General features: G+C 40.0%; 18 protein-coding genes. 7 read left to right on the forward strand and 11 right to left on the reverse strand.

The features are described from left to right. Positions 1-49 precede the first annotated feature (49 nt). Together gmhB and RB215_RS11365 are read right to left on the reverse strand one after the other, a co-directional pair. Positions 50-607, reverse strand: a complete 558-nt coding sequence (gene gmhB, locus RB215_RS11360) for a D-glycero-beta-D-manno-heptose 1,7-bisphosphate 7-phosphatase (RefSeq protein ID WP_011328974.1) — start codon at positions 605-607, stop codon at positions 50-52. Then, on the reverse strand, positions 607-1,665 hold the full coding sequence (locus RB215_RS11365) for a glycosyltransferase family 9 protein (protein WP_309216415.1): 1,059 nt from the start codon (positions 1,663-1,665) through the stop codon (positions 607-609). The genes gmhB and RB215_RS11365 overlap by 1 nt, the downstream gene beginning before the upstream one ends. A 123-nt stretch (positions 1,666-1,788) precedes the next feature. Between RB215_RS11365 and RB215_RS11370 the strand changes: the two genes are divergently transcribed. After that, a complete protein-coding gene (locus tag RB215_RS11370) occupies positions 1,789-2,508 on the forward strand; it encodes a 3-deoxy-D-manno-octulosonic acid kinase (RefSeq protein WP_197182664.1) in 720 nt (239 codons plus the stop codon). 13 nt (positions 2,509-2,521) lie between these two features. Here RB215_RS11370 and RB215_RS11375 read toward each other — a convergent pair whose 3' ends face one another. Then, positions 2,522-3,607, reverse strand: coding sequence for a glycosyltransferase (locus RB215_RS11375; RefSeq protein WP_309216416.1), 1,086 nt, complete (start codon positions 3,605-3,607; stop codon positions 2,522-2,524). Beyond that, complete coding sequence (locus RB215_RS11380; RefSeq protein WP_309216417.1) at positions 3,607-4,677, reverse strand: glycosyltransferase family 1 protein; 1,071 nt, start codon at positions 4,675-4,677, stop codon at positions 3,607-3,609. The genes RB215_RS11375 and RB215_RS11380 overlap by 1 nt, the downstream gene beginning before the upstream one ends. A 210-nt stretch (positions 4,678-4,887) precedes the next feature. On the opposite strand from RB215_RS11380, the gene RB215_RS11385 reads away from it, so the two are divergent. Further along, on the forward strand, positions 4,888-6,393 hold the full coding sequence (locus tag RB215_RS11385; protein WP_089368980.1) for a capsule assembly Wzi family protein: 1,506 nt from the start codon (positions 4,888-4,890) through the stop codon (positions 6,391-6,393). Between the two features lie 103 nt (positions 6,394-6,496). Here the strand turns inward: RB215_RS11385 and hldE are convergent, their stop codons facing one another. Next, on the reverse strand, positions 6,497-7,936 hold the full coding sequence (gene hldE, locus RB215_RS11390) for a bifunctional D-glycero-beta-D-manno-heptose-7-phosphate kinase/D-glycero-beta-D-manno-heptose 1-phosphate adenylyltransferase HldE (RefSeq protein WP_011328980.1): 1,440 nt from the start codon (positions 7,934-7,936) through the stop codon (positions 6,497-6,499). After that, on the reverse strand, positions 7,936-8,526 hold the full coding sequence (locus RB215_RS11395) for an SIS domain-containing protein (RefSeq protein ID WP_011328981.1): 591 nt from the start codon (positions 8,524-8,526) through the stop codon (positions 7,936-7,938). Before RB215_RS11395 ends, hldE begins: the two co-directional genes overlap by 1 nt. A 238-nt stretch (positions 8,527-8,764) precedes the next feature. Between RB215_RS11395 and waaA the strand changes: the two genes are divergently transcribed. Together waaA and RB215_RS11405 are read left to right on the forward strand one after the other, a co-directional pair. After that, positions 8,765-10,048, forward strand: a complete 1,284-nt coding sequence (waaA, locus tag RB215_RS11400; protein WP_309216418.1) for a lipid IV(A) 3-deoxy-D-manno-octulosonic acid transferase — start codon at positions 8,765-8,767, stop codon at positions 10,046-10,048. Further along, positions 10,045-10,593, forward strand: coding sequence for a DUF1415 domain-containing protein (locus RB215_RS11405; protein ID WP_058373986.1), 549 nt, complete (start codon positions 10,045-10,047; stop codon positions 10,591-10,593). The genes waaA and RB215_RS11405 overlap by 4 nt, the downstream gene beginning before the upstream one ends. A gap of 50 nt (positions 10,594-10,643) precedes the next feature. On the opposite strand, the gene RB215_RS11410 is transcribed toward RB215_RS11405, so the two are convergent. The 4 genes from RB215_RS11410 to purL all read right to left on the reverse strand — a co-directional run bounded on the left by RB215_RS11410 (position 10,644) and on the right by purL (position 17,685). Further along, positions 10,644-10,973 (reverse strand): YdbL family protein, encoded by a 330-nt coding sequence (locus tag RB215_RS11410; RefSeq protein WP_011328984.1) that lies wholly within the window; start codon positions 10,971-10,973, stop codon positions 10,644-10,646. Between the two features lie 11 nt (positions 10,974-10,984). Continuing rightward, on the reverse strand, positions 10,985-11,182 hold the full coding sequence (locus RB215_RS11415; protein WP_011328985.1) for a YnbE family lipoprotein: 198 nt from the start codon (positions 11,180-11,182) through the stop codon (positions 10,985-10,987). A 2-nt stretch (positions 11,183-11,184) separates the two neighbouring features. Then, a complete protein-coding gene (locus tag RB215_RS11420; protein ID WP_309216420.1) occupies positions 11,185-13,653 on the reverse strand; it encodes a YdbH domain-containing protein in 2,469 nt (822 codons plus the stop codon). A 141-nt stretch (positions 13,654-13,794) separates the two neighbouring features. Next, positions 13,795-17,685, reverse strand: a complete 3,891-nt coding sequence (gene purL / locus RB215_RS11425) for a phosphoribosylformylglycinamidine synthase (protein ID WP_309216422.1) — start codon at positions 17,683-17,685, stop codon at positions 13,795-13,797. 211 nt (positions 17,686-17,896) lie between these two features. Here purL and mltF point away from each other — a divergent pair, with 211 nt between their 5' ends. Together mltF and RB215_RS11435 are read left to right on the forward strand one after the other, a co-directional pair. Continuing rightward, positions 17,897-19,309: a membrane-bound lytic murein transglycosylase MltF gene (mltF, locus tag RB215_RS11430; protein WP_011328988.1), complete on the forward strand. Its 1,413-nt coding sequence runs from the start codon at positions 17,897-17,899 to the stop codon at positions 19,307-19,309. Positions 19,310-19,502: 193 nt separating this feature from the next. Next, positions 19,503-19,670 carry a hypothetical protein gene (locus RB215_RS11435; protein ID WP_167376939.1) on the forward strand — a complete coding sequence of 56 codons (168 nt, stop codon included), beginning with the start codon at positions 19,503-19,505 and terminating at the stop codon, positions 19,668-19,670. Here RB215_RS11435 and tadA read toward each other — a convergent pair. Further along, positions 19,667-20,173, reverse strand: coding sequence for a tRNA adenosine(34) deaminase TadA (gene tadA / locus RB215_RS11440; RefSeq protein WP_179807595.1), 507 nt, complete (start codon positions 20,171-20,173; stop codon positions 19,667-19,669). The genes RB215_RS11435 and tadA overlap by 4 nt on opposite strands. A 178-nt stretch (positions 20,174-20,351) precedes the next feature. Between tadA and RB215_RS11445 the strand changes: the two genes are divergently transcribed. Further along, positions 20,352-21,656 (forward strand): inosine/guanosine kinase, encoded by a 1,305-nt coding sequence (locus tag RB215_RS11445; RefSeq protein ID WP_179807596.1) that lies wholly within the window; start codon positions 20,352-20,354, stop codon positions 21,654-21,656. The last annotated feature ends 10 nt before the right edge of the window (positions 21,657-21,666 follow it).

The following is a 21,666-nucleotide window of genomic DNA, read 5'->3' on the forward strand; positions in this document are numbered from 1 at the left end:
AGCAATTCCTGCCAGTTTACAGTGCCTGAATTTGGGGGCGTATTTAAATTTATAAAAGTGCTGGTAAATCATTAATTGAATTGAAAATAAAATCTGCAGTTTGTTTGGCGCTGTCATCAAACTGCTGGCCAGAGTGCACCAATACGCGCGTGGCAATGCCAGCTTGTTCTGCAGCTTGCATATCACTTTTTTTATCGCCTACCATAATACTTTGCTGCGGATCGATATTATGCTCACTAATACCTTGTAGTAGCATACCAGGGGCTGGTTTTCTGCAAGCGCACTGTTTTAAATACTCAGGCAATGCATTTTTAGGGTGATGGGGGCAAAAATAAACGTCGCTTATCAATATCTGATGTGCGCTAAACTGTGCTTTCATCCAGCTGGTCAGTGCTATAAAGTCAGCCTCGGTGTAATAACCACGACCAATACCTGACTGATTAGTTACAATAATAATTTTATAACCGGCATCATAAAATGCCTTGCACGTGCTAAATACTCCTTCGATAAATTCAAACCGCTCACTTTGATACACATACCCATGATCAACGTTTACTACGCCATCTCTATCTAAAAATAGCGCTTTATTTTTTTGTGATTGATTCATTATAACGACTCTTTTTGCACAACATGATCAAACATAGCTTTTACCGCATCAATGGTAATTTGGCTCATTAAATCGTCACCTTTAATACGTGTGCCCCAAGGCAGCTGCTGCGCTGTTTTACCCGTTTGTTTAAGTAAGTTTTGATGATATACCTCAACCACATAGTTTTGGTATAAATACGGCCCTGTGCGCGCTGGGTTTGAATGGGCATATAGCCCAATAACAGGAGTGCCTACCGTTACTGCCATATGGGCAGGGCCAGTATCTGGGGCTAGTACTACACTGGCGCGTTTTAACACGCACAACAATTCTTTAAGCTTAGTTTTACCAACTAGGTTTAAAATGCTGTGTTGGCTGTGTTTAATAATATTATTGGCAAGGTTTATTTCCAGCTCGGTAGGGCCGCCGGTCAAGGCCACTTTAAATCCCTGCTGATGGGCATAATCAGCAAGCGCGGCATAACGTTCGGGAAGCCAATTACGCTGTGCTTTACTTGCTGCTGGAGAGATAACAAACAGCTTATTAGATAAATATTCTGCAGTGAGTAATTCATCGGCTGTGTTTTGATCTTGCTGTGTATAAGGCATTTCCCAACTTGGCTGATAATCATTTACGCCAATGGCTTTAGCAAAGCCTTTAAACCCTTCTAACACGTGCGCATGTGGCTGCGCTGTAATGCGTTTATTTATAAATAGGCTATGCAGCTCTTTTGAGCGCGCCCAATCAAAGCCTATTTTAACTTTTGCAGGGATACAACGTGCAACAAACCCGGCCCTTAATGCCACCTGCATATTAAGCAGTACATCAAAGTTTTGCCCTTTAAAAGTTTGCTTTAAATTTTTCAGTGCTACGCGGCCTTGTTTTTTATCAAACACCACCAGCTCAACACCGGGTAAGTTAGCCAATAACATAGCTTCTACTTTGCCAATAACCCAAGTGATTTTTGCATTAGGATGCGCTTTTTGAATCGCTTGTACTGCACTCACAGCATGGCATACATCGCCAATAGCAGAGAGTCTTAAAATACAAATAGAGGAGTAGTTAGGCACTGAAGTCACGCGTTTCCTTGGGCATTAAATAGTAAAACCCGATCTTAAATTATAATCGCGCTATTGCAAGTACTTATCCTCGGCTTTAAAACGCGCTAACATAGGCGCATATTTAAGTAATACCTGTGAGCTATGTTCAAACAACACGTCCAAGGTAAGCATACTCTGCTGAGCCACCCTAGTTATGAAAATCAGGTTAATTTAAACTGGTTTAATGCCGACTACTGGCAGCAACAAAATAAAATAGTGGGTGCTAAAAAAGGCCGCGCAATGGCGTGGTTTTTTAAAAATAATGAACTAACCGCTGTGCTAAGACATTATTGGCGCGGTGGCTTGGTCGGTAAATTACTCAGTGACCAATACTTGTATTTAGGCTTTGAGCAAACGCGAGTATATAAAGAGTTTGCTTTAATGGCGCAGTTAATTGAGCTTGGCTTAAATGTACCAACTCCCATTGCTGCAAAAGTGACTCGAAGCGGGTTAATTTACCGCGGTGATATTATTACCGAGGCGGTAACAGGTGCCAAAAGTGTACTGGATATACTCGTTGAGCGTGCTTTAACTGAATCTGAATTAACAAGTATAGCAACAACCATTGCGCTATTTCACCGTAAAGGCGTATACCACGCAGATTTAAACATTAATAATATTTTATTTAATGACACTGGCCAGATATATATTATTGACTTTGATCGCGGCGAAATTAAAACGCCCGCCTTACAATGGCAACAAAGTAATATGGAGCGCCTAAAGCGCTCATTTTTAAAAGAACAAGGCCGTAACCCTGTATTTAACTGGCAAGCCAGCGATTGGCAAGCCTTGTATGCTTGTTACACAAAGCTTAAACGTTAATTTACTTTAGCTGCTAGTTAGCTAAAGCTAAGTACTTGGCAGCCACTTGCTCTGCGTTTACTTGTTGTAAAATAGCTGCATTTGTAACGTTTGGCTTATCTGCCAGCACTTGTTCAATTACACGTGCTAACTGCTCACTTTGCTGTATTGGCACTAAATACTTACTTAGCGTACCTGTTAGTATTTCGCTGGGGCCAAAAGTACAGTTAGTGCTCACCACTGGTGTACCGACTGCAAGTGCTTCTATTAATACCGTTGGCAAGCCTTCAAAATCTGAGCTTAATACTAGCGCTTTGGCATGTTTTATCCAATTATACGGATTTTGCTCAAACCCTGGCACAATCAGTTGCTCTGCAATTCCATATTGCTGTGCAAGTTTTAATGCCTTTGTCGGTTTGTTACATAACAGTACTAGTTTGTACTTTTTATCTAACTTAGCAAACGCTGCGAATAAAATATCGTGACGTTTTTGCTTGGCTAATCGCCCAACATGAATAAGGTAAGGCACATTAGGAATGTTAGTGTTTAGCTCACTGGCTTGCTGATTTATTTTTTTTAAATCGAATGGGTTATAAATTGTAGTGATCGCACTTGGAGTAATTAAGTTACCTTGGGTAATTTCATTTTCAACCCCTTTGGATACACAAATGAGTGATTTACCATTTAAATTTTGTTTACTTTTTTTAAGGTATAAATAAGAAAGAGGCCCTAATTTTTTTTGCCTTGCTAGCTCAGCATTTACTGAGTTATGCATAACAAAATGGACATTTTCTACATTACTACGCGCAAGCAGGTTATTACTACGATCTAAATTTGACAGTACTAAGTCAATGTACCCGACTTCACTTCTCTTTTTTTCAAACCACGACTCTAATTTAGCGACACTTGCTTTTCGTAGCCAAAAACGGTCAACCTTCGACGCTCTATCCGTAAATAAGCTCTCAACTTGTAAGTTACTTGGGATATCGTATTCAACGCTATTAGCGAGTGATAAAATAGTCACATTGTGTTTAAGTGTCGCTATTTGCTCAGCCAAAGTAAGCATTACTTTTTCAGCACCACCGCCAACCAGTGAATCAATTACTATCACTATATTCATTATTTACTTCCAAATAATAATGCTTTTACACCTTGGTTAATTACATCAAAACTATGCACGTTTGCAAATAACGCGTAGTTACTGAGTATATTTTGATAATTAGGTTCAGTGATAATCTCATTTACTTTATTGGTTATGTCTAAAATATCGAGTTTAGCTTTTATTACCACGCCAGTAGTAACGCAGCGTGCAATACGGTTACTTTGATCTTTTGATATAGCGCAAGCGACTGTAGGAGTTTGTACCGCAATAGCTTGTAATAATGTATCGCCCGCACTTAATAGCGCTACTTTAGCTTGGCTTAACAATGCCAAAAACTCACTACCCTGCTGACTTGGTATGCAAATTAATTCATCAGTTTGCGGTAACGGCTTGGTGTAATTGGGCCCAAAAACAACAACCCCCTTTAGCGAGGTACGTTGAGTGATGGCCAGTGCAGCTTGAAAATAAATATCAGCACAATTTTGACCGTTTAAAGTGTGTCCGCCTGAGCCTGCATTCACTATAAAATATTCATTTTTTGTTAAATCATAGTCGTTTAATACTTGCTGCTTTTGTTGCTCAGAGGCAAACGCAGTATAGGGACCTACATTATGCGGAGGTGCTAAAGCAAAGGTATTTAATTTAAGCTTTTCTAGCCATGTAAGTGGCTCGATGCAGTAATCTGGCTGTATTACCCAGTGCACGTCAATTAAACCAATACGATTAAGCTTTAATCCTTTGGCTCGCTTTTTCTCATGTTGCGAAATGAAAACAACTTTTGCGCTCACTTTTTTTGCCGCTTTCATATGCTCAGCACGACCAGCACAATCAAACACCACCACATCAGGTTTATATTGCTCAATAAATTGACAAACTGCTTTGGTTTCTTTGGTTGCCGATCTCTCTAAAAGTGTGGTTTCAAAAGGGCAACATCTAGCGTAAGCCGTATGTTTGTTTAAAATAAAGTGGATATTTATATCCCCTGGGCATTCATTTTCTAGCGTTTGTGCTAGCAAAAGTGAACGCATATATTCACCAATGCCCTCTGGTGATGATACAGGAATAAATAAAAGTCGTTTTTTGCTCATTACAATCTCAATTTCCGATTTGACACTCAGTATATCAATCACATAGTTTTAGCGATAGATAGCGACCCTTTTTATCTTATTTTTAGCCTTACTGCGCCCATTTAGTTACTGCAATAAAGTGCTTTGATTGCTAAACTTAAGGTAATTTAAATCACAAGGATCTGAACTTTGCGAAACAAAATTTTTATATTATCTTCACTTTTTTGCGCAATGAGCGCGCCGGTTAACGCAGAGCCATGGGTAAAACCAGATGATTATGGGTTAAGAGCTGATATTCAACTTTTAGCCGATGCTGGCGTTATTTTAGCCCCGGTAACCACTTACCCTCTAATGTGGAAGAGCTTTATAAGTGAAGTAGACAACACTCCCCTAGGCCAGTTATCGCCAAACTTGCAAGATGCTTTATTACGGGTAAAACATCGTTACAAGTCTGAAAATACGGGCTCTCATAGTGTACAACTGTCTGCTTTTGCAAGTTCAGATACTATTGTTGCCACCAGTTTTGGCGCAACTAATACCCAAGAGTCAGAAGCATCAGCTGCCTACGCCTATTTAGGCGACAGTTTTGCCGCTAAAGTAGCGGTTAATTATCGCAATGATGGCAAGAAGTGTTTTGTTACAGGGAAAACTGCAGACGATATAGTGCTAGATGAGCAAGCACTTACTGACTGTAATGACACCTCCTTTGATGGCAGTTATATAGCTTACCGTTTAGGTAACTGGATTTTTAGAGCCGGTGCCATAGAGCAGTTTTGGGGCCCGGGGGTTGATAATAGTTTAATAATGTCGGGCAACGCTAAACCATTGCCTGCAATGAGCGTGACTCGTGAGCAAAGTACTGCCTTTGAAACCCCTTGGCTAAGCTGGTTAGGCCAATGGGGATTTACCGCACAAATGGCTCAGTTAGAATCTACTCGTGTAATTCCTGATGCTTTACTGTGGAGTACTCGCGTTAATTTCAGACCATTACAGCAATTAGAAATTGCACTGAGCTGGTCAGCGCAATGGGCTGGTGATGGCCAACCTAGTTCAGCGAGTGACTTTATTGATATAGTGACAGGTGAAGCAGCTTGTATAGATGGCACTACTACTTGTGATGATGAATTAAAATCTAAGATTGGTAATCAACTTGCGGGTATAGATATTCGCTGGTCTGACACTTTATTTAGCCAACCGTACGCAATTTATGCAAGTACCATTGGTGAAGATGCCAGCTCAAAGTTTAAACCTGTCGACAGAGCCTATTTATTTGGTGTACAAACTACTCATCGTATTTATGATCAAAACGTATTAGTAAATGTAGAGTACATAGATACGGGCGTAACATGCTCTGCTGAATCAAGCAGTGAAAACTGCTATTACGAGCATTCAGATTACAAATCTGGTTACCGCTACCATGGCCGTACCATAGGTTCAACATTTGATAATGACGCGCAATCACTAGTACTAACTGTGCTAGGCCAGCTTTCAAATGGAGATGATTGGCAAGTTAAATTACGCGATGTTGATTACAACAATGATAACCGCGATCGCTACCCTAATAACCCTGATTTAGGCAATACCATTACTAAAACAGCTTATAACAGTAAACAGCTTGAAATACGTTACAGGCAACTTGCTATGGGTGGGCGCTTAACGCTAGGCGCTTTTGCATCAAATAACGATGCAGCAGAAAACGACACATCTGCATTTGCTAAATATGAATATAACTTTTAAATTCGGGATTTTTGGCTATCCTAAACTAGGATAATAAGTGCAAATAAAAAGGGATGAAAACACTGTTTTCATCCCTTTTTTAATTCATTAATAACCGTCGTAATTACTGCTTAATCTTACTAATCACTTTTGAAGTTGAGCAACCATCTAAAAACTCAAGCACCTCAACTTTTCCGCCGTGAAGCAGTACATGCTCAGCACCGGCTATTTGTTCAACCGTGTAGTCGCCACCTTTAACTAAAATATCTGGGCTAATTTGCTCAATTAATTTAGCCGGTGTGTCATTTTCATCCGCACTACCAAATGGAATAACCCAATCAACAGAGGAAAGTGCACTTAATACCATAGCTCTTTCATCTAGCGGATTAATTGGCCTATCGGCGCCTTTTAATCGTGATATAGACGCATCGTTATTTAGCCCCACCACTAATCTATCGCCACGCGCTTTTGCTTGTGCTAAATAGCGTACGTGCCCAGCATGCAAAATATCAAAGCAGCCATTGGTAAATACAATTGTTTCGCCATTTTGTTTTGCAAACTCTATATGCTGCAGCACATCGTCAAACGGAGTTTGATAATGCTCACCAGTGGCATGTAAATATTGACCCAGCTTACGACTAAGTTCTTCTGGCGACACTGTGGCCGCACCTAATTTACTCACCGCAATGCCCGCTGCTAAGTTAGCAATTTCCACCGCATTTTTAGGTGTCATTCCCGCCCCTAGCATCACGGCGAGAGTTGCTATAACTGTATCGCCTGCGCCGGTTACATCACTGACTTCAAGCTCTTGCGCGGCAAAATCATATTTTTCAGTCGCACTAATTAACGACATTCCTTGCTCTGAACGCGTTAGCAACATTGCTTTTATGCCTGCGTCACTTATGAGCTTACGCGCACTTGTTGCCAAGCCCTCTTCTGAGTCTGTTTGCCCACCCGCTAATTTAAACTCATTTAAATTTGGTGTAATGTAGTCTGCACCTCTATATAAATGTAAATCAGACGACTTAGGATCAACGAGTACTGTTTTCCCTGCTTTTTTAGCTAGGCTTATCATGTTTTCAATCAGGCTCAATGAACCTTTATTGTAATCAGAAAACACTATAAAATCGTACTCATCAAGTACTAGCTCTAAACGGTTTAATAACAGCTGGCTGTGTTGCTCTGTAAACGTCTCTTCTAGATCTAGCCGTACAACTTGTTGATGACGGCTAATCACTCGCATTTTAGAAATTGTCGGTAAGTCGCATACACTTACTAACTGTGAATTTATTTTTTCACCTTCTAAAATACCTTCTAGTATCTGTCCACCTTCATCTTCGCCTATTAAGCCAAGTAGGCCTACTTTACCATCTAATCGGGCTATATTTTTAGCCACGTTTGCTGCGCCACCGGCTTTGTCTTCTAATTTGCTTACTTTAACTACCGGCACCGGAGCTTCTGGGGAAATACGCCCTGAATCACCATACCAATAACGGTCAAGCATTACATCGCCAACCACCAAAATACGTGCGGCTGATAAGTTTTTTAATAGCGATAAATCCATTACTGCTGCTCCGCAACTACCATATCAATAGCTTCACATAACCAATGGCCAATAAACATGTGTGCTTCTTGAATTCGCGCTGTTTCATCGTTTTTAATAATAATAGGTAATTTGGCAATATTTTTAACTTCACCGCCATCACGCCCCGTTAATGCTACGGTAAAGGCCCCTATTTTATTCGCTGCTGCTAACGCTAGATTAATATTGGCGCTTGTACCTGATGTGGTTAACCCTATAACTAAATCTTCTGGTTTACATAAGGCTTGTACTTGGCGTTCAAACACAGTGTCAAAATGATAGTCGTTACTGTGCGCAGTTAAAATTGACGTATCGGTTGTAAGTGCCATAGATGCAAGTGGACCACGCTCTAATTTATAACGCACTACAAATTCTGCCGCTAAATGCTGTGCATCGGCCGCACTACCACCATTACCAAGCCAAACAACCTTACCGCCTGCTTGTAATGCACTATGGCACACTTCTAACAATTGCATAGACTCTTGATGATAAGCCTCCATCGTTTCAAATAATGCTAAATGACGATTTAAACTCTCAAGGTAACTCGTTGCTACTGAATCGATAATTGACATGGTAAATTCCTCTAGGAATTGAAATGGCAGGAAAAATTAATTTCATTATTCCATAAATCTATACCCAAATCACCTCAATATACATATTACTGAAACAGGTATTTTGAGCTAACTTGAATAGCGTTATTATTATTTTATCGGGTAGCAGCTGAACACAAACCATATTTTATCTTTTCTGTGTTTAGAATTGATCATTTTCACGTTAAACTAAGACGACTTACCCTTATAAAAGCTTAGTATGGCACGCATTTTTTATTCACTCGCATTAATGATTATTAGCCCACTAATCGTATTTTATTTATATGTATTACGCGGTAAAAAAAACCCAGGTTATAGAGCGTACTTTAAACAGCGCTTTGGTTTTGTGGACAAGTCTTTATTTGCCAATAACAATAAGCCGCTGCTAGTGCATTGTGCATCTGTAGGTGAGGTACTCGCCGCTACCCCCCTGATCAAAGCAGTACAAAAAGCGCACCCTAAATTAAATATACTTATAACGTGCAACACCCCTACTGGTCGTGAGCAAATCATTACGCAGTTTAAAAACACGGTAGCCTGCTGCTACTTACCTATGGACTTTCCATTTGCAACCGCCCGATTTTTAAAACGAGTAAAGCCACAAGCCCTGTGTATTTTAGAAACTGAACTGTGGCCCAACCTTATGGCAAGTAGTCGCAATAGAAATATTCCGGTACTTGTTTTAAACGCTCGCTTGTCTGAAAAATCGCAACAGGGTTATCAAAAAGTAGCTAAGCTAACGCATATTATTATGCGCTCTATCACTGTATTGGCCAGTCATAATAAAACTGACGCCAAACGCTTTATAGAGCTTGGCCTTGAGCCACATAAAAGTAAAGTTACAGGTTCAATAAAATTTGATATTACACCTACCCAAGAGCAACTAACTAAGGTAACTGCACTCAAACAGCTTTATAATTTAGAGCAGCGCTTTATATGGGTTGCAGGCTCCACTCACCCTATCGAGCATGAGCAGGTAATTAGCGCTCATAAAAATCTATTAGAAAAACAACCCAATGCGTTACTCATAATAGCGCCGCGCCATCCTGAACAGTTCGATAAGGTTGCAGATTTACTAACGCAAAGTACACTGAGTTTTAGTCGTCGCAGCAATAATAATTATAATAACGAAAACGTCTTGTTAGCAGATACGCTTGGCGAGCTGCAATACTTATATGGCGCTGCTAATGTGAGCTTTATTGGCGGCAGTTTAATTCGCCGTGGTGGCCATAATCCACTTGAATCAGCTGCATTTTCAGTGGGCGTTATCAGCGGGGTGCATACCTATAACTTTGATCATATTTACCCTGAGCTTATAAAGCTCAAAGGCGCTATTGTGGTTGATAATGCTGATGAGCTAACACAACAACTTATAGCATTAAATCAAAACAGCAAAGCATGCCAAACTTTAGGTAAAAAAGCAGCGCAATGCGTGGCCAATAACCAAGGTGCTATACAAAAAACACTTAACATTATTAATCAATATTTAGAGCCCAAACCGTGACCAACATAGCCATAAGCCAAACCCGCGAATGGGTTTCAAATGTTATTGTAAAATATAACTTTTGTCCCTTTGCCCGCAAAGAAGTAGAAAATAACTGTATTCATTATTTTGTAAGCCCTGCTAGCAGCATAGACGATGCCGTAATGGACATGCTTGAGCAATGTATTGAGCTTGACCGAGAGGCTGCACGCGAAACCACACTTATTATGTTTGATAACGGCTTTAGCGACTTTGAAGACTTTTTAGACTTGGTTGACTTAGCCAACGCGCTGTTAGTAGCCCAAGGTTTTGAAGGTAAGTATCAAATTGCTAATTTTCATCCCGATTATGTATTTGCCGATAGCGATGCAAGCGATGCGGCAAACTATACTAATCGCTCCCCTTTTCCTACTTTGCATTTAATTCGCGAAGCAAGTATGAGTGCAGCACTTGAGAGTTATAACGAACCCGAATCTATACCTGAGCATAATATAAATTTAGCAAGGCGCAAGGGTATCGATTTTTGGCAACAGTTACTCGAAGGGTGTAAAAAACCGAGCGCTTAAAGCGCTCGGTTATATATAACAGTAAATAGCATATAACAGTAAATAACTCGTTATTTTTTAACCCAATTACCATTTACTTCAACAAAATGACCTCTTTGGGTTTTTTCGATTGTTTTTGCCGCCGCTAACGCTTCTACTTGCGACAGTGACAAGTTATTTTTTTGCGCTAATTTTAAATACTGTGCTTTACGCTTAGCATTAATGGTATCAACGACCACTTTAGCCTCTGCATTTTGTACCACTAAGCCCAAATAGCCTGAGCTATCTTCGCCTACTAAACCTTGGCTTTTAGCATCATCTAAACTAATAGCCCATGCCGAAAAAGACATACATACAGCACTAACTAATGTAATTATGCTTAATTTGTTGTTAACTTTCATATCCTAGCTCCTTAAAATAACTCACTGTCGTCACTAAATAAATTATCGAGTTCTTTATCTACTTTTACACGAATTTCGTGATCAACCTTCACATTTAAATTAATTGTAATAGGCTCTTTAGCAGCTACCTCTACTCGGTGCGTACACGCACCAAGGGCACTTATTGCTGCAAATACAATAAGTACTTTTATGCTTAACGACTGTTTCATCATTAGTTTCCTTTTTGTGAGTATTGTTGCTCAACTTTTTGTGTAATTTCATCACTTAAGCGCAATGCGCGTAATAAAGTAAATATATTTTCTTCATGATTATAATTAAAGTTAACTTGCTGCTCTGCTTGCTTATTATAACCTTGCAAATTTACGCCAAGCTTTAGCCAACCATCACTTTTAAGTGCCACACTGCTATTAAGCTTTTGTATATCAAGATTTCTAAGTAATCCCAATACAGGCTGTAACTCTTGTTGCTGCTGCATAACTGAATCAAATGCTGCGTTATTAGTAATCATTAACTTACCCGTTCCTTGATTACTTAAACTGCCATTTACTACCTCAATACCCGTGTTATTAAAGTGCACTGGCAAAGTGCCGGCAAAACGCCCTGAAAGCGTAATCCCCGACTGTTCATCAAGTGTAATAAGTTTACTGGCATCAATGTTTTTAAATTTAACATTAGCAACTTGCTGCAGGTCATTAAGTGAGTATTTATCAAGGCTAAACTCACCATCAAATAACGCTCCTGCAATGTCAAACATACGCGCATTATTGTTTTTAACCTGCCAGTTCCCTTTAATGTTTTTAATAACAACACCAGCCCTTAGTTCATTTAAGTTAAAGGTAGTGGGTTTTACATTAAGCTGCCCTGAATTATATTCGCCAACAAATTGGCTACTTAAATCGCTGGCAAGGTAATCGTTATAAAGCGCACTTGCGTTGTTTAACTCCATTGCAAACGAGGCATGTTGTAAATTTACATCCCCGCTGATTCGGCCATTAAACGTTCCCTGTGTAAGCTGCGCTAATGGCTCAAACTGATGAATAAAGGTATTTAATAACACTATACTTTGTGTAGGTACTACTATTTCAAATGGATGTTCCACTGCCGATATATGATGGTTTACCGCTAATTCAATATCGTTTACAAATACGTGATGTGATGCTTTTAGAGCGCGACTTTGCAATCCTGTAGAAGCAACTTTTATATTATTGAGTTTTATAACAGGGCTATTAAATTTATTTATTACTGTATTAGCACTAAGGTCTGCAAATAATTCACCATGAGTTAAATTTGCTTTAGCAGTTATGGTATTGCTTATATCTGTTAATTTAAATTCGTTATATTTTAACGTTTTAAATAGGGTTTTTAGTGTTATTTGTGCGTTTAAAGCATCATCTAGCTGTGCCGTTAAGCGACCTTCGTATTGCTCTACACTCAGTTGTGCAAAATCAACCTTTGCGGCTGTTAATCTACTTGTAGCATTACCACTTGGTTTTCCATCGACTATATTTATTAAATTAAATTGCCCTGAGGCGTTAACTTTATTAGCGCTAATTTTATTACTACTAGTACTGGCAATAAAATCGGGAAGTGAATTAAGCGCAACAGTATAATTACCTTTAAGTGTGTTATTTTTAAATTCTGCATTAAGCTCAATGTTTTTAATATCTGGCGTACTTATACTAACCGCTAACATGCTTTTAAAATCCGCCCAAAGGTTGGTAAAATTAAGCTCTGACTCCATTAGAGTTATTTCAAATTGATTATCTCCTTCGCTAATTATATTTAGCATTGGCAAAGTAAGGTGGTTATTAGTAATACTAATCACTTTAGGAAGTTTAATCTGCCAATTTAAAGGGGTTTGCTCAGCTATAAAATCAGCATAATCACTCGGCGGAATGAGTGAGCTACACGTAGGCGTTAAATTTAATTTATTGTTTAACAAACTCGAATCTAGCTCAACTAATTTACTATTTAAATTAAAACCAATAATTAACCTACCATCAGCCAATGCTTCAAGCCGGCACTGCTCCATAGCATATTCAAACTGTGCGTTTACATCGCCATTTAACTGCAGTTCAATACCATCAAAGCTAAATACTTGCTGAGTACTAAAGCTAATACCTGCAACGACTGTATTTTCGGTATTTATAAGCTGCTTTAACAGAGAGTCATCAACAGAAAACTGCCCTGTTAGTTTATTATTAGCTAAAATTGCTTTAGCGTTTATATCGCCTGTTATATTAAATTGATTTAAAATCGGCTCTGCTAAATTTATTTTTAGTGGCTTGTTAAAGTCATTACTCTTTATTACCAGCTGTTTTATAGCAATTAATGGACGTTCTTCTGGCAGCGCGAGAGCAAGTTTTTTTGCCGCTTGACTACTTTGATTGCTTTTGGGAAGTGGGTTTATACTTAATACTGCATGCTCAACAATCACTTGCTTTGTATTTACAGTAATATCGATTAGCTCTAATTGTTGATTTTGATAAGTTAAGCATACTTTGTCGGCATGAACATTTAATTGAGCTGTAACCGAAAAATCTAAGCAACTGAGTGTAATACCCGCTTTTTCTAATTGCGGTGTTATAGCCCACTGGACTAATGGCAAACGAAATATATAACCAAGCAAAATTATGCTTAGTAATAAACTGCTAATAATTAAACTCACACGCTTAAACATATTATCCTTAATATTAGTGCTAGGTTCTAGGTTCTAGGTTCTAGGTTCTAGGTTCTAGGTAATCATAAACAAAAAAGGCTGCACAAGGCAGCCTTTTTATTATACTCAACTTAAATGAACCTAAATTGAGCAGTTAGGTTATTAACCTACATTTTTACGCGCGTTGCGGAACATACGCATCCACGGGCTATCTTCTCGCCACTCATCTGGGTGCCAAGAGTTAGCAACAGCACGGAATACACGCTCAGGATGCGGCATCATTACTGTTGCACGTCCATCGGTAGAGGTAATACCTGTAATCCCTTCTGGCGAGCCATTTGGGTTTGCTGGGTATTGCGTTGTAGGATTACCGTAGTTATCTACAAACTTAACCGCTACAGTACCCGAGTCTAATGCTGCTTTAACTGCGTTATCGTTTGCAAATTCAGCATGACCTTCACCGTGCGATACTGCAATTGGCATACGCGAACCAGCCATACCATTAAAGAATACCGATGGATTTTCTTGTATTTCTACTAAGCTAAAACGTGCTTCAAAACGCTCTGATTTATTCGTTACAAAACGTGGCCAATGCTCAGTACCTGGGATCAACTCTTTTAAAGTAGATAACATTTGGCAACCGTTACACACACCTAAACTAAAGGTATCTTCACGGTGGAAAAAGCTTTGGAACTGTTCACGCGCCATGTCGTTAAACAATATCGACTTAGCCCAACCTTCGCCTGCACCTAATACGTCACCGTAAGAGAAACCACCACATGCCACTAAGCCTTTAAACTGCTCAAGCGATAAACGCCCTTCTAGAATATCGCTCATGTGTACATCAATGGCAGCAAAACCAGCACGATTAAATGCGGCAGCCATTTCTAGATGAGAGTTTACTCCTTGCTCACGTAAAATAGCCATTGGTGGTTTAGCGCCCGTTGCAATATACGGTGCTGCTATATCTTCGTTTAAGTCAAAGTTTAACTTAACGTTTAAGCCAGGATCTCTAACATCAAATTTGGCATCAAACTCTTGCTTAGCGCACTCAGGGTTATCGCGACGCGCCTGCATTTGATACGTTGTTTCTGCCCACATAGTACGCAGCTCTGTACGCGTGTTACTCAGCACGGTATTTTTACCACGGTTAAATACAATCGCATCGTCGCTATTAAGCGTGCCTATAATATGGCTGATTGTCGCTAAGCCATGATCTTTAAGTACCGCATTAACTGCATCTAAATCACTATTAGCCACTTGAATAACAGCGCCAAGCTCTTCGTTGTAAAGCGCTTCAATGTCGTTGCCTGTTAAGCCATTAATATCAACAGTTACACCTGTGTGGCCAGCAAATGCCATTTCGGCAACTGTGGTAAATAAACCACCGTCTGAACGGTCATGATAAGCAAGTAACTTACTATCAGCTACCAATACTTGCATGGCGTTATAAAAGCCTTTTAATAACTCTGGGCTATCAACATCAGGCGTTATATCACCTAATTGCTTATAAACCTGCGCTAAGCTTGATGCGCCCATGCGGTTTTTACCCGCACCTAAGTCAACTAAAATAAGTGATGTTTCGCCTTTGTCGGTACGTAGCTGCGGTGTCACTGTTTTACGTACATCGTCAACACGGCCAAAGGCAGTGATAATTAACGATAGCGGTGATGTTACTGATTTCTCTTGTGAATCACCTTCATCTTTCCATGTCGTTTTCATCGACATAGAATCTTTACCTACTGGAATTGTTAAACCAAGCGCTGGGCAAAGTTCTTCGCCTATGGCTTTTACTGCTTCATATAAACCAGCATCTTCACCAGGGTGACCCGCTGCTGCCATCCAGTTAGCCGAAAGCTTAATATTTTCAAGGCTACCAATATTTGCACAGGCAATATTTGTTAACGACTCTGCCACAGCTAAACGCGCCGATGCAGCGTAATTTAATAGCGCTGCAGGAGTGCGCTCGCCCAACGACATAGCTTCACCATGGTAAGTATCGTATGTAGCAGCAGTTACAGCACAGTTAGCCACAGGCACTTGCCAAGGGCCAACCATTTGGTCGCGCGCTACTAAGCCTGTTACCGAGCGATCGCCAATTGTAATAAGGAAGGTTTTTTCTGCAATGGTTGGTAAGCGCAATAAACGCTGCGCCGCATCTGCTACATTAATATTTGTAACATCAAGTGCTTTACCTACAACCTGCTTTGAGGTTACATCGCGATGCATTTTAGGTGCTTTACCTAATAATACGTCTAGTGGTAAATCAACAGGGTTATTATCAAAGTGGCTATCGGCAACCGTTAGGTGTGGCTCAGCAGTCGCTTCGCCTATTACCGCGTACTGTGCTCGTTCGCGCTTACAAATAGCTTCAAAACGGTCAAAATCTTCAACACCTACGGCAAGTACATAACGCTCTTGCGATTCGTTACACCAAATTTCGTGTGGTGCCATACCTGGCTCATCATTTGGAATATCGCGTAGTTGAAACTTACCACCACGGCCACCGTCATTTACTAGTTCAGGAAATGCGTTTGATAAACCACCGGCGCCCACATCGTGAATAAACGCAATTGGGTTTTCATCACCTAGCTGCCAACATTTGTCGATAACTTCTTGGCAACGACGTTCCATTTCTGGGTTTTCGCGTTGTACTGAAGCAAAATCTAAATCTTCATTTGATTGCCCAGACGCCATGCTTGATGCTGCACCGCCGCCTAAACCTATGTTCATTGCTGGGCCACCTAAAGCAATGAGCTTAGCACCAACAGGAATTTCACCTTTTTGTACATGGTCTGTGCGAATATTACCTAAACCACCGGCAAGCATAATTGGTTTGTGGTAACCACGTACCTCAAGGCCATTATGGCTTGTCACTTGCTCTTCATAGGTACGAAAGTAACCTAACAAATTAGGACGGCCAAACTCATTATTAAATGCAGCGCCGCCAAGCGGCCCTTCAGTCATAATATCCAAAGCGGTAACAATACGCCCAGGTTTACCAAAATCACTTTCCCACGGTTGCTCGTAACCAGGAATACGTAAGTTAGAAACAGTAAAGCCAACTAAACCAGCTTTAGGCTTAGAACCACGGCCAGTAGCACCTTCATCACGTATTTCACCACCTGAGCCTGTAGCAGCACCTGAAAATGGCGCTATGGCGGTTGGGTGATTATGAGTTTCAACTTTCATTAGTATTTCGATGTCTTCTTGATGATACGCATATTCACCTTGCGCATTGGGGAAGAAGCGCCCCGCTTTTGAGCCTTTCATTACCGCAGCGTTGTCTTTATATGCCGACAATACATTTTCAGGGTTTTTCTCAAAAGTATTTTTAATCATCTTGAACAGCGACTTTGGCTGCTCTTCACCATCGATTGTCCAGTCAGCATTAAATATTTTATGACGACAATGCTCTGAGTTTGCTTGGGCAAACATAAACAATTCGATATCGTTAGGATTACGGCCTAACTTTATAAAGTTTTCTACTAGGTAATCTATTTCGTCATCTGCAAGGGCAAAACCTTGTTCAACGTTAGCAATTGCAAGCGCTTCTCGCCCACCACTTAAAATGTCTACAGATGACATTTGACGCGGTGCATCACTGCGAAATAGTTGCGCAGCATCCTCAAACTGGCTATGGGTTGCTTCGGTCATACGGTCATGTAATAACGCCGTTACTTGTAAAAGTTGCTCTGCGTTTAGCTCACCTTCAACATAATAAGCAATACCGCGTTCAACACGATGAACCTGCTTTAAGCCACAGTTATGGGCTATGTCGGTTGCTTTAGAAGCCCAAGGCGAAATAGTGCCAGGGCGAGGTGTTACTAATACAAGTTTACCTGCTGGGGTATGCTCAGCAATAGTTGGACCGTAGGTTAATAGTTTTTCAAGCTTGGTTTGCTCAGCGCTACTCAATGGCGATGTTAAGTCGGCAAAGTGCGCATATTCAGCATATACGTTGGTGACAGGAAGTTGCGATTGTTGGCAACGCGCTAAAATTTTATTAACTCTGAACTCTGAAAGTGCTGGTGCACCACGAAGGATCAACATAGATAATTTCATCCGGGGTTAGGGATTGAACGATATTTTAGGGCAACATTATAGTCTAAGTAGCACTTAGATTTAACTCATAATTTCGCTTTTCATAAAATTAACTTTTTTTCTTTATTTACAGCCACTCGAAACGAATAAAACTAAACGCTAAGTGACGTAATGGCTAAGTTTTGTTATAACGGGGATTAGGGCGTTAAAGAGGCAAACAATGTTGAAAGAAAAACTAATCATAATTATTACTTTAGTTATGCTGTTGTGTGCATGCGATATACAAGAGCAGTCGACTCAACTTGCCCAAATAAAAGCGCAAAACAAAATTAGAGTGGGTACATTAGCCAGTGCCAGTAACTATTATCAGGCAGTACAAGGTGAGCAAGGCTTTGAATACGAGCTTTCTCAGGCCTTTGCAGACTATTTAGGTGTAGAGCTTGAAATAGTCCCATTTTTTAATTTATCAGACATGTTTGCACGCCTGCAAAGCGGTGATCTCGATTTAATTGCCTCAGGCCTTACCTATAATAAAACACGTGCACAACAATATCGTTTTGGCCCTACCTACCGAACCATTAGTCAAAAACTAGTGTATAAACAAGGTATAGAGCGACCACGCGACTATGATGATTTAACTGGTAATCTCATGGTTATAGCTAAAAGTAGTCACTCACTTACTTTACAAAAAGTAAAAAAAAGCAATCCAGAACTTAACTGGAGCGAAACCGAAGAATTTGACGAAGAAGAGTTACTACAAGCCGTTATTGATGGCGAAATAGATTACACTTTAGCCGACACCCATACGTTATCGTTATTTCGTCGTTATCACCCTAATTTAAGTATTGGTTTTTCAATTACGCATAACGACCCGATCGCGTGGATGCTGCGTAAATCAAATGACGATTCGCTTTATGCTTTATTAGTCCCTTTTTTTGGTGAAGCAAAACAAAATAATCAACTTTATGTACTTGAAGAAAAATACTTTGGTCACGTTCGTCAATTTAACTACGTAAATACACTTGCCTATATTGAAGCAATAAAAGAAACACTGCCTAAATACCAACCATGGTTTGAACAATATGCAGGAACACTTGATTGGCGTTTACTCGCAGCATTAAGCTATCAGGAATCTATGTGGAACCCGCGAGCAAAATCACCAACTGGGGTGCGAGGAATTATGATGCTAACCCGTAATACTGCTAAGCAAGTTGGGGTTACTAATAGGTTAGAGCCAGAGCAAAATATTCGCGGTGGCGCAAAATACTTAAGTAAACTAATTAAACGTATCCCTGATCGTATTCCACAACCAGACAGAACCTGGCTCGCACTTGCTGCGTATAATGTAGGCTGGGGACATGTAAACGACGCACGAATTATTACTAAACAACAAGGCGCAAGCCCTGATAAGTGGGCCGATGTTAAAAAGCGCTTACCATTACTAATTAAAAAACGTTACTACCGAAAAACGCGTTATGGCTATTCTCGTGGTGATGTTGCGGTGAGCTATGTTGATAATATTCGCCGTTATTACGATGCCCTAGTTTGGCTTGATGAAAATAACGCAATAGAAGAAAAACCAGAAGCACCTGTAGTTGCCCCTAAAATTGGGGATGAGGTTGAAGCAAAATAGTAAACTGACAAACGATAATAATAACAACTAATTCATTACTCTAATAAATACGCCCTGGGTAATTAAAAACTGTTTACTTGTCATCAAATGTTCAATAATGTGTGTTAATTATATATTCACATTAATTAATGATAAACATCTGAGTAATTTGGATATAATTTGTGCATTTCTCATTATTGCATTAGGAGAAAACATGCTAAAACGTAAACGCACGCAAAGATTCAAACGAAAAACAATTAACTCAACAGCAACTCGACGCCGCGTTATGCTGCGTAATTTACATAAAAAAATAATTTGGCGCCGCCGCATGTTTGCAATGCAAAAAATGGCAGAGCTAGATGCTTTAATGGCAGCAAGTTAAAGTTCATTGCTATTACGAGCAGCCTTTTTGGCTGCCTTAATTTGCGCTCTTCTGCGCTTAAAAAAGTCAGATATAATAGTAGCGCACTGCCCCTCTAGTACACCACCTAATACCTCCACCTGATGATTTAGCTTAGGCTCTTGCAACAAATTCATAATCGAGCCAGCAGATCCTGTTTTAGCATCGGCAGCACCAAACACTAAACGCTTAATTCTACTGTGCACTAATAACCCCGCGCACATAGAGCATGGCTCTAAGGTCACATAAAGCGTGCAATCAATTAAACGATAATTATTAAGTGCTTTACCGCCTTTACGTACAGCTATCATTTCAGCATGAGCTGATGGGTCATTATCAGTAATAGAACGGTTATACCCTGCAGCAACAAGCTGATTGTCTTTAACAAGAATGGCACCAACAGGGATCTCATCTAGTTGTTCTGCTTGCTTTGCGTACGTTAACGCTTGTTGCATCCAATAGTTGTCATCAAATCGTTCGTTCATTGAAGCTACTTTAATTATTTTTTATGCATCGATTATATCAAGTTAGCTAATTAAAGTGCGTAATTACGGCATTTATTGCAAAAATAAAACAAATTAAAACGGTTTATCGTGGCTCCTAAGGGGGGATTCGCGCTATAATCTCACGCTTTTTTTATTTAGCTCACAATACGGGTAGCAAATGAAATTTCCTGGACGTCGCAGGCATAAACATTATTTTCCAGTGGAAGCCAAAGATCCACTAACTAATCAACTTAACGCCACAGAAAGATTACACCGTAGCTATATTACCGGAATCGATCAGATTGTTGTCGATATCGAAGCCAAGGTCGATCAAGCTTTCCTTGATGAATTTAAGCTGCAACGAGGCATGTCACAAGTTATAGATAGTGACGTCACCAACGCCTTATATGAGCGTTTAAAGTTACATGAAATGGTTGACTACGAGTATGCTGGCGGAACCGTTGGTAATACTATGCACAACTATTCAGTACTTGCTGATGACAGATCTGTGCTATTGGGCGTAATGAGTGAAAACATAAATATAGGCAGTTATGCTTATCGCTTTTTATGTAATACCTCAAGCCGCGTAGATTTAGATTACTTACAGCCAGTAGATGGACCAATTGGTCGCTGCTTTACACTTATTGATGAAACTGGTGAGCGCACCTTTGCTATCAGTGCAGGGTTAATGAACCACTTACGCCCTGAATCAATCGATAAAAGCCTTATTGAAAATTCATCTGCGTTGGTGATCAGTGCTTATTTAATGCGCACTCAAGGTGCAGAAACCATGACAGAAGCCACTATACAAGCGGTTAAATACGCTAATGATGCTGGTGTGCCAGTGGTACTTACACTTGGAACTAAATTCTTAATTGAACAAGATCCAAGCTGGTGGGCTAACTTTGTTGAAAAACATGTTGATATTCTTGCAATGAACGAAGAGGAAGGCTTGGCAATTACTGGTTTTGAAGATCCCCTTCTAGCTGCTGATAAAGCGCTTGATTGGGTCGACTTGGTAATTTGTACTGCTGGCGAAAAAGGCTTATTCATGGCAGGTTACGTTGACGAGCAATTAAAACGCGAAACTGAGTACACATTATTACCTGGTGCAATCCCAGATTTTAATCGTTATGAGTTTTCACGTGCTATGCGCAAAGCTGACTGCGATGATCCAATTAGAGCCTATAGCCACACAGCCCCATTTATGGGTGGCCCTGATTCAATCAAAAACACCAATGGTGCTGGTGATTGTGCATTAGCAGCTGTTTTACATGATTTATCTGCCAATGTTTATCATAAAATAAACGTCAGTAACTCAGCAAAACACCAGCAAAAAGCAATTACCTATTCGTCATTGTCACAAATAAGTAAATACGCTAATAGAGCAAGCTTTGAAGTATTAGTGCAGCACTCTCCTCGCTTATCTCGTGGTTTACCAGAGCGCGAAGATTGCCTCGAACTAGTCTACTGGGATAAATAATATTTTAAGG

The sequence above is a fragment of the Pseudoalteromonas sp. HL-AS2 genome (genome assembly GCF_031198805.1).
Classification (GTDB): Bacteria; Pseudomonadota; Gammaproteobacteria; order Enterobacterales; family Alteromonadaceae; genus Pseudoalteromonas; species Pseudoalteromonas nigrifaciens.

Excerpts from the sequence above, each read along its gene's own strand:
- gmhB (WP_011328974.1), bottom strand. The coding sequence starts at position 607 with ATGAATCAATCACAAAAAAATAAAGCGCTATTTTTAGATAGAGATGGC.
- RB215_RS11370 (WP_197182664.1), top strand. The coding sequence starts at position 1,789 with ATGTTCAAACAACACGTCCAAGGTAAGCATACTCTGCTGAGCCACCCT.
- RB215_RS11375 (WP_309216416.1), bottom strand. The coding sequence starts at position 3,607 with ATGAATATAGTGATAGTAATTGATTCACTGGTTGGCGGTGGTGCTGAA.
- RB215_RS11380 (WP_309216417.1), bottom strand. The coding sequence starts at position 4,677 with ATGAGCAAAAAACGACTTTTATTTATTCCTGTATCATCACCAGAGGGC.
- RB215_RS11385 (WP_089368980.1), top strand. The coding sequence starts at position 4,888 with ATGAGCGCGCCGGTTAACGCAGAGCCATGGGTAAAACCAGATGATTAT.
- hldE (WP_011328980.1), bottom strand. The coding sequence starts at position 7,936 with ATGGATTTATCGCTATTAAAAAACTTATCAGCCGCACGTATTTTGGTG.
- RB215_RS11395 (WP_011328981.1), bottom strand. The coding sequence starts at position 8,526 with ATGTCAATTATCGATTCAGTAGCAACGAGTTACCTTGAGAGTTTAAAT.
- waaA (WP_309216418.1), top strand. The coding sequence starts at position 8,765 with ATGGCACGCATTTTTTATTCACTCGCATTAATGATTATTAGCCCACTA.
- RB215_RS11410 (WP_011328984.1), bottom strand. The coding sequence starts at position 10,973 with ATGAAAGTTAACAACAAATTAAGCATAATTACATTAGTTAGTGCTGTA.
- RB215_RS11415 (WP_011328985.1), bottom strand. The coding sequence starts at position 11,182 with ATGAAACAGTCGTTAAGCATAAAAGTACTTATTGTATTTGCAGCAATA.
- RB215_RS11420 (WP_309216420.1), bottom strand. The coding sequence starts at position 13,653 with ATGTTTAAGCGTGTGAGTTTAATTATTAGCAGTTTATTACTAAGCATA.
- purL (WP_309216422.1), bottom strand. The coding sequence starts at position 17,685 with ATGTTGATCCTTCGTGGTGCACCAGCACTTTCAGAGTTCAGAGTTAAT.
- mltF (WP_011328988.1), top strand. The coding sequence starts at position 17,897 with ATGTTGAAAGAAAAACTAATCATAATTATTACTTTAGTTATGCTGTTG.
- RB215_RS11435 (WP_167376939.1), top strand. The coding sequence starts at position 19,503 with ATGCTAAAACGTAAACGCACGCAAAGATTCAAACGAAAAACAATTAAC.
- tadA (WP_179807595.1), bottom strand. The coding sequence starts at position 20,173 with ATGAACGAACGATTTGATGACAACTATTGGATGCAACAAGCGTTAACG.
- RB215_RS11445 (WP_179807596.1), top strand. The coding sequence starts at position 20,352 with ATGAAATTTCCTGGACGTCGCAGGCATAAACATTATTTTCCAGTGGAA.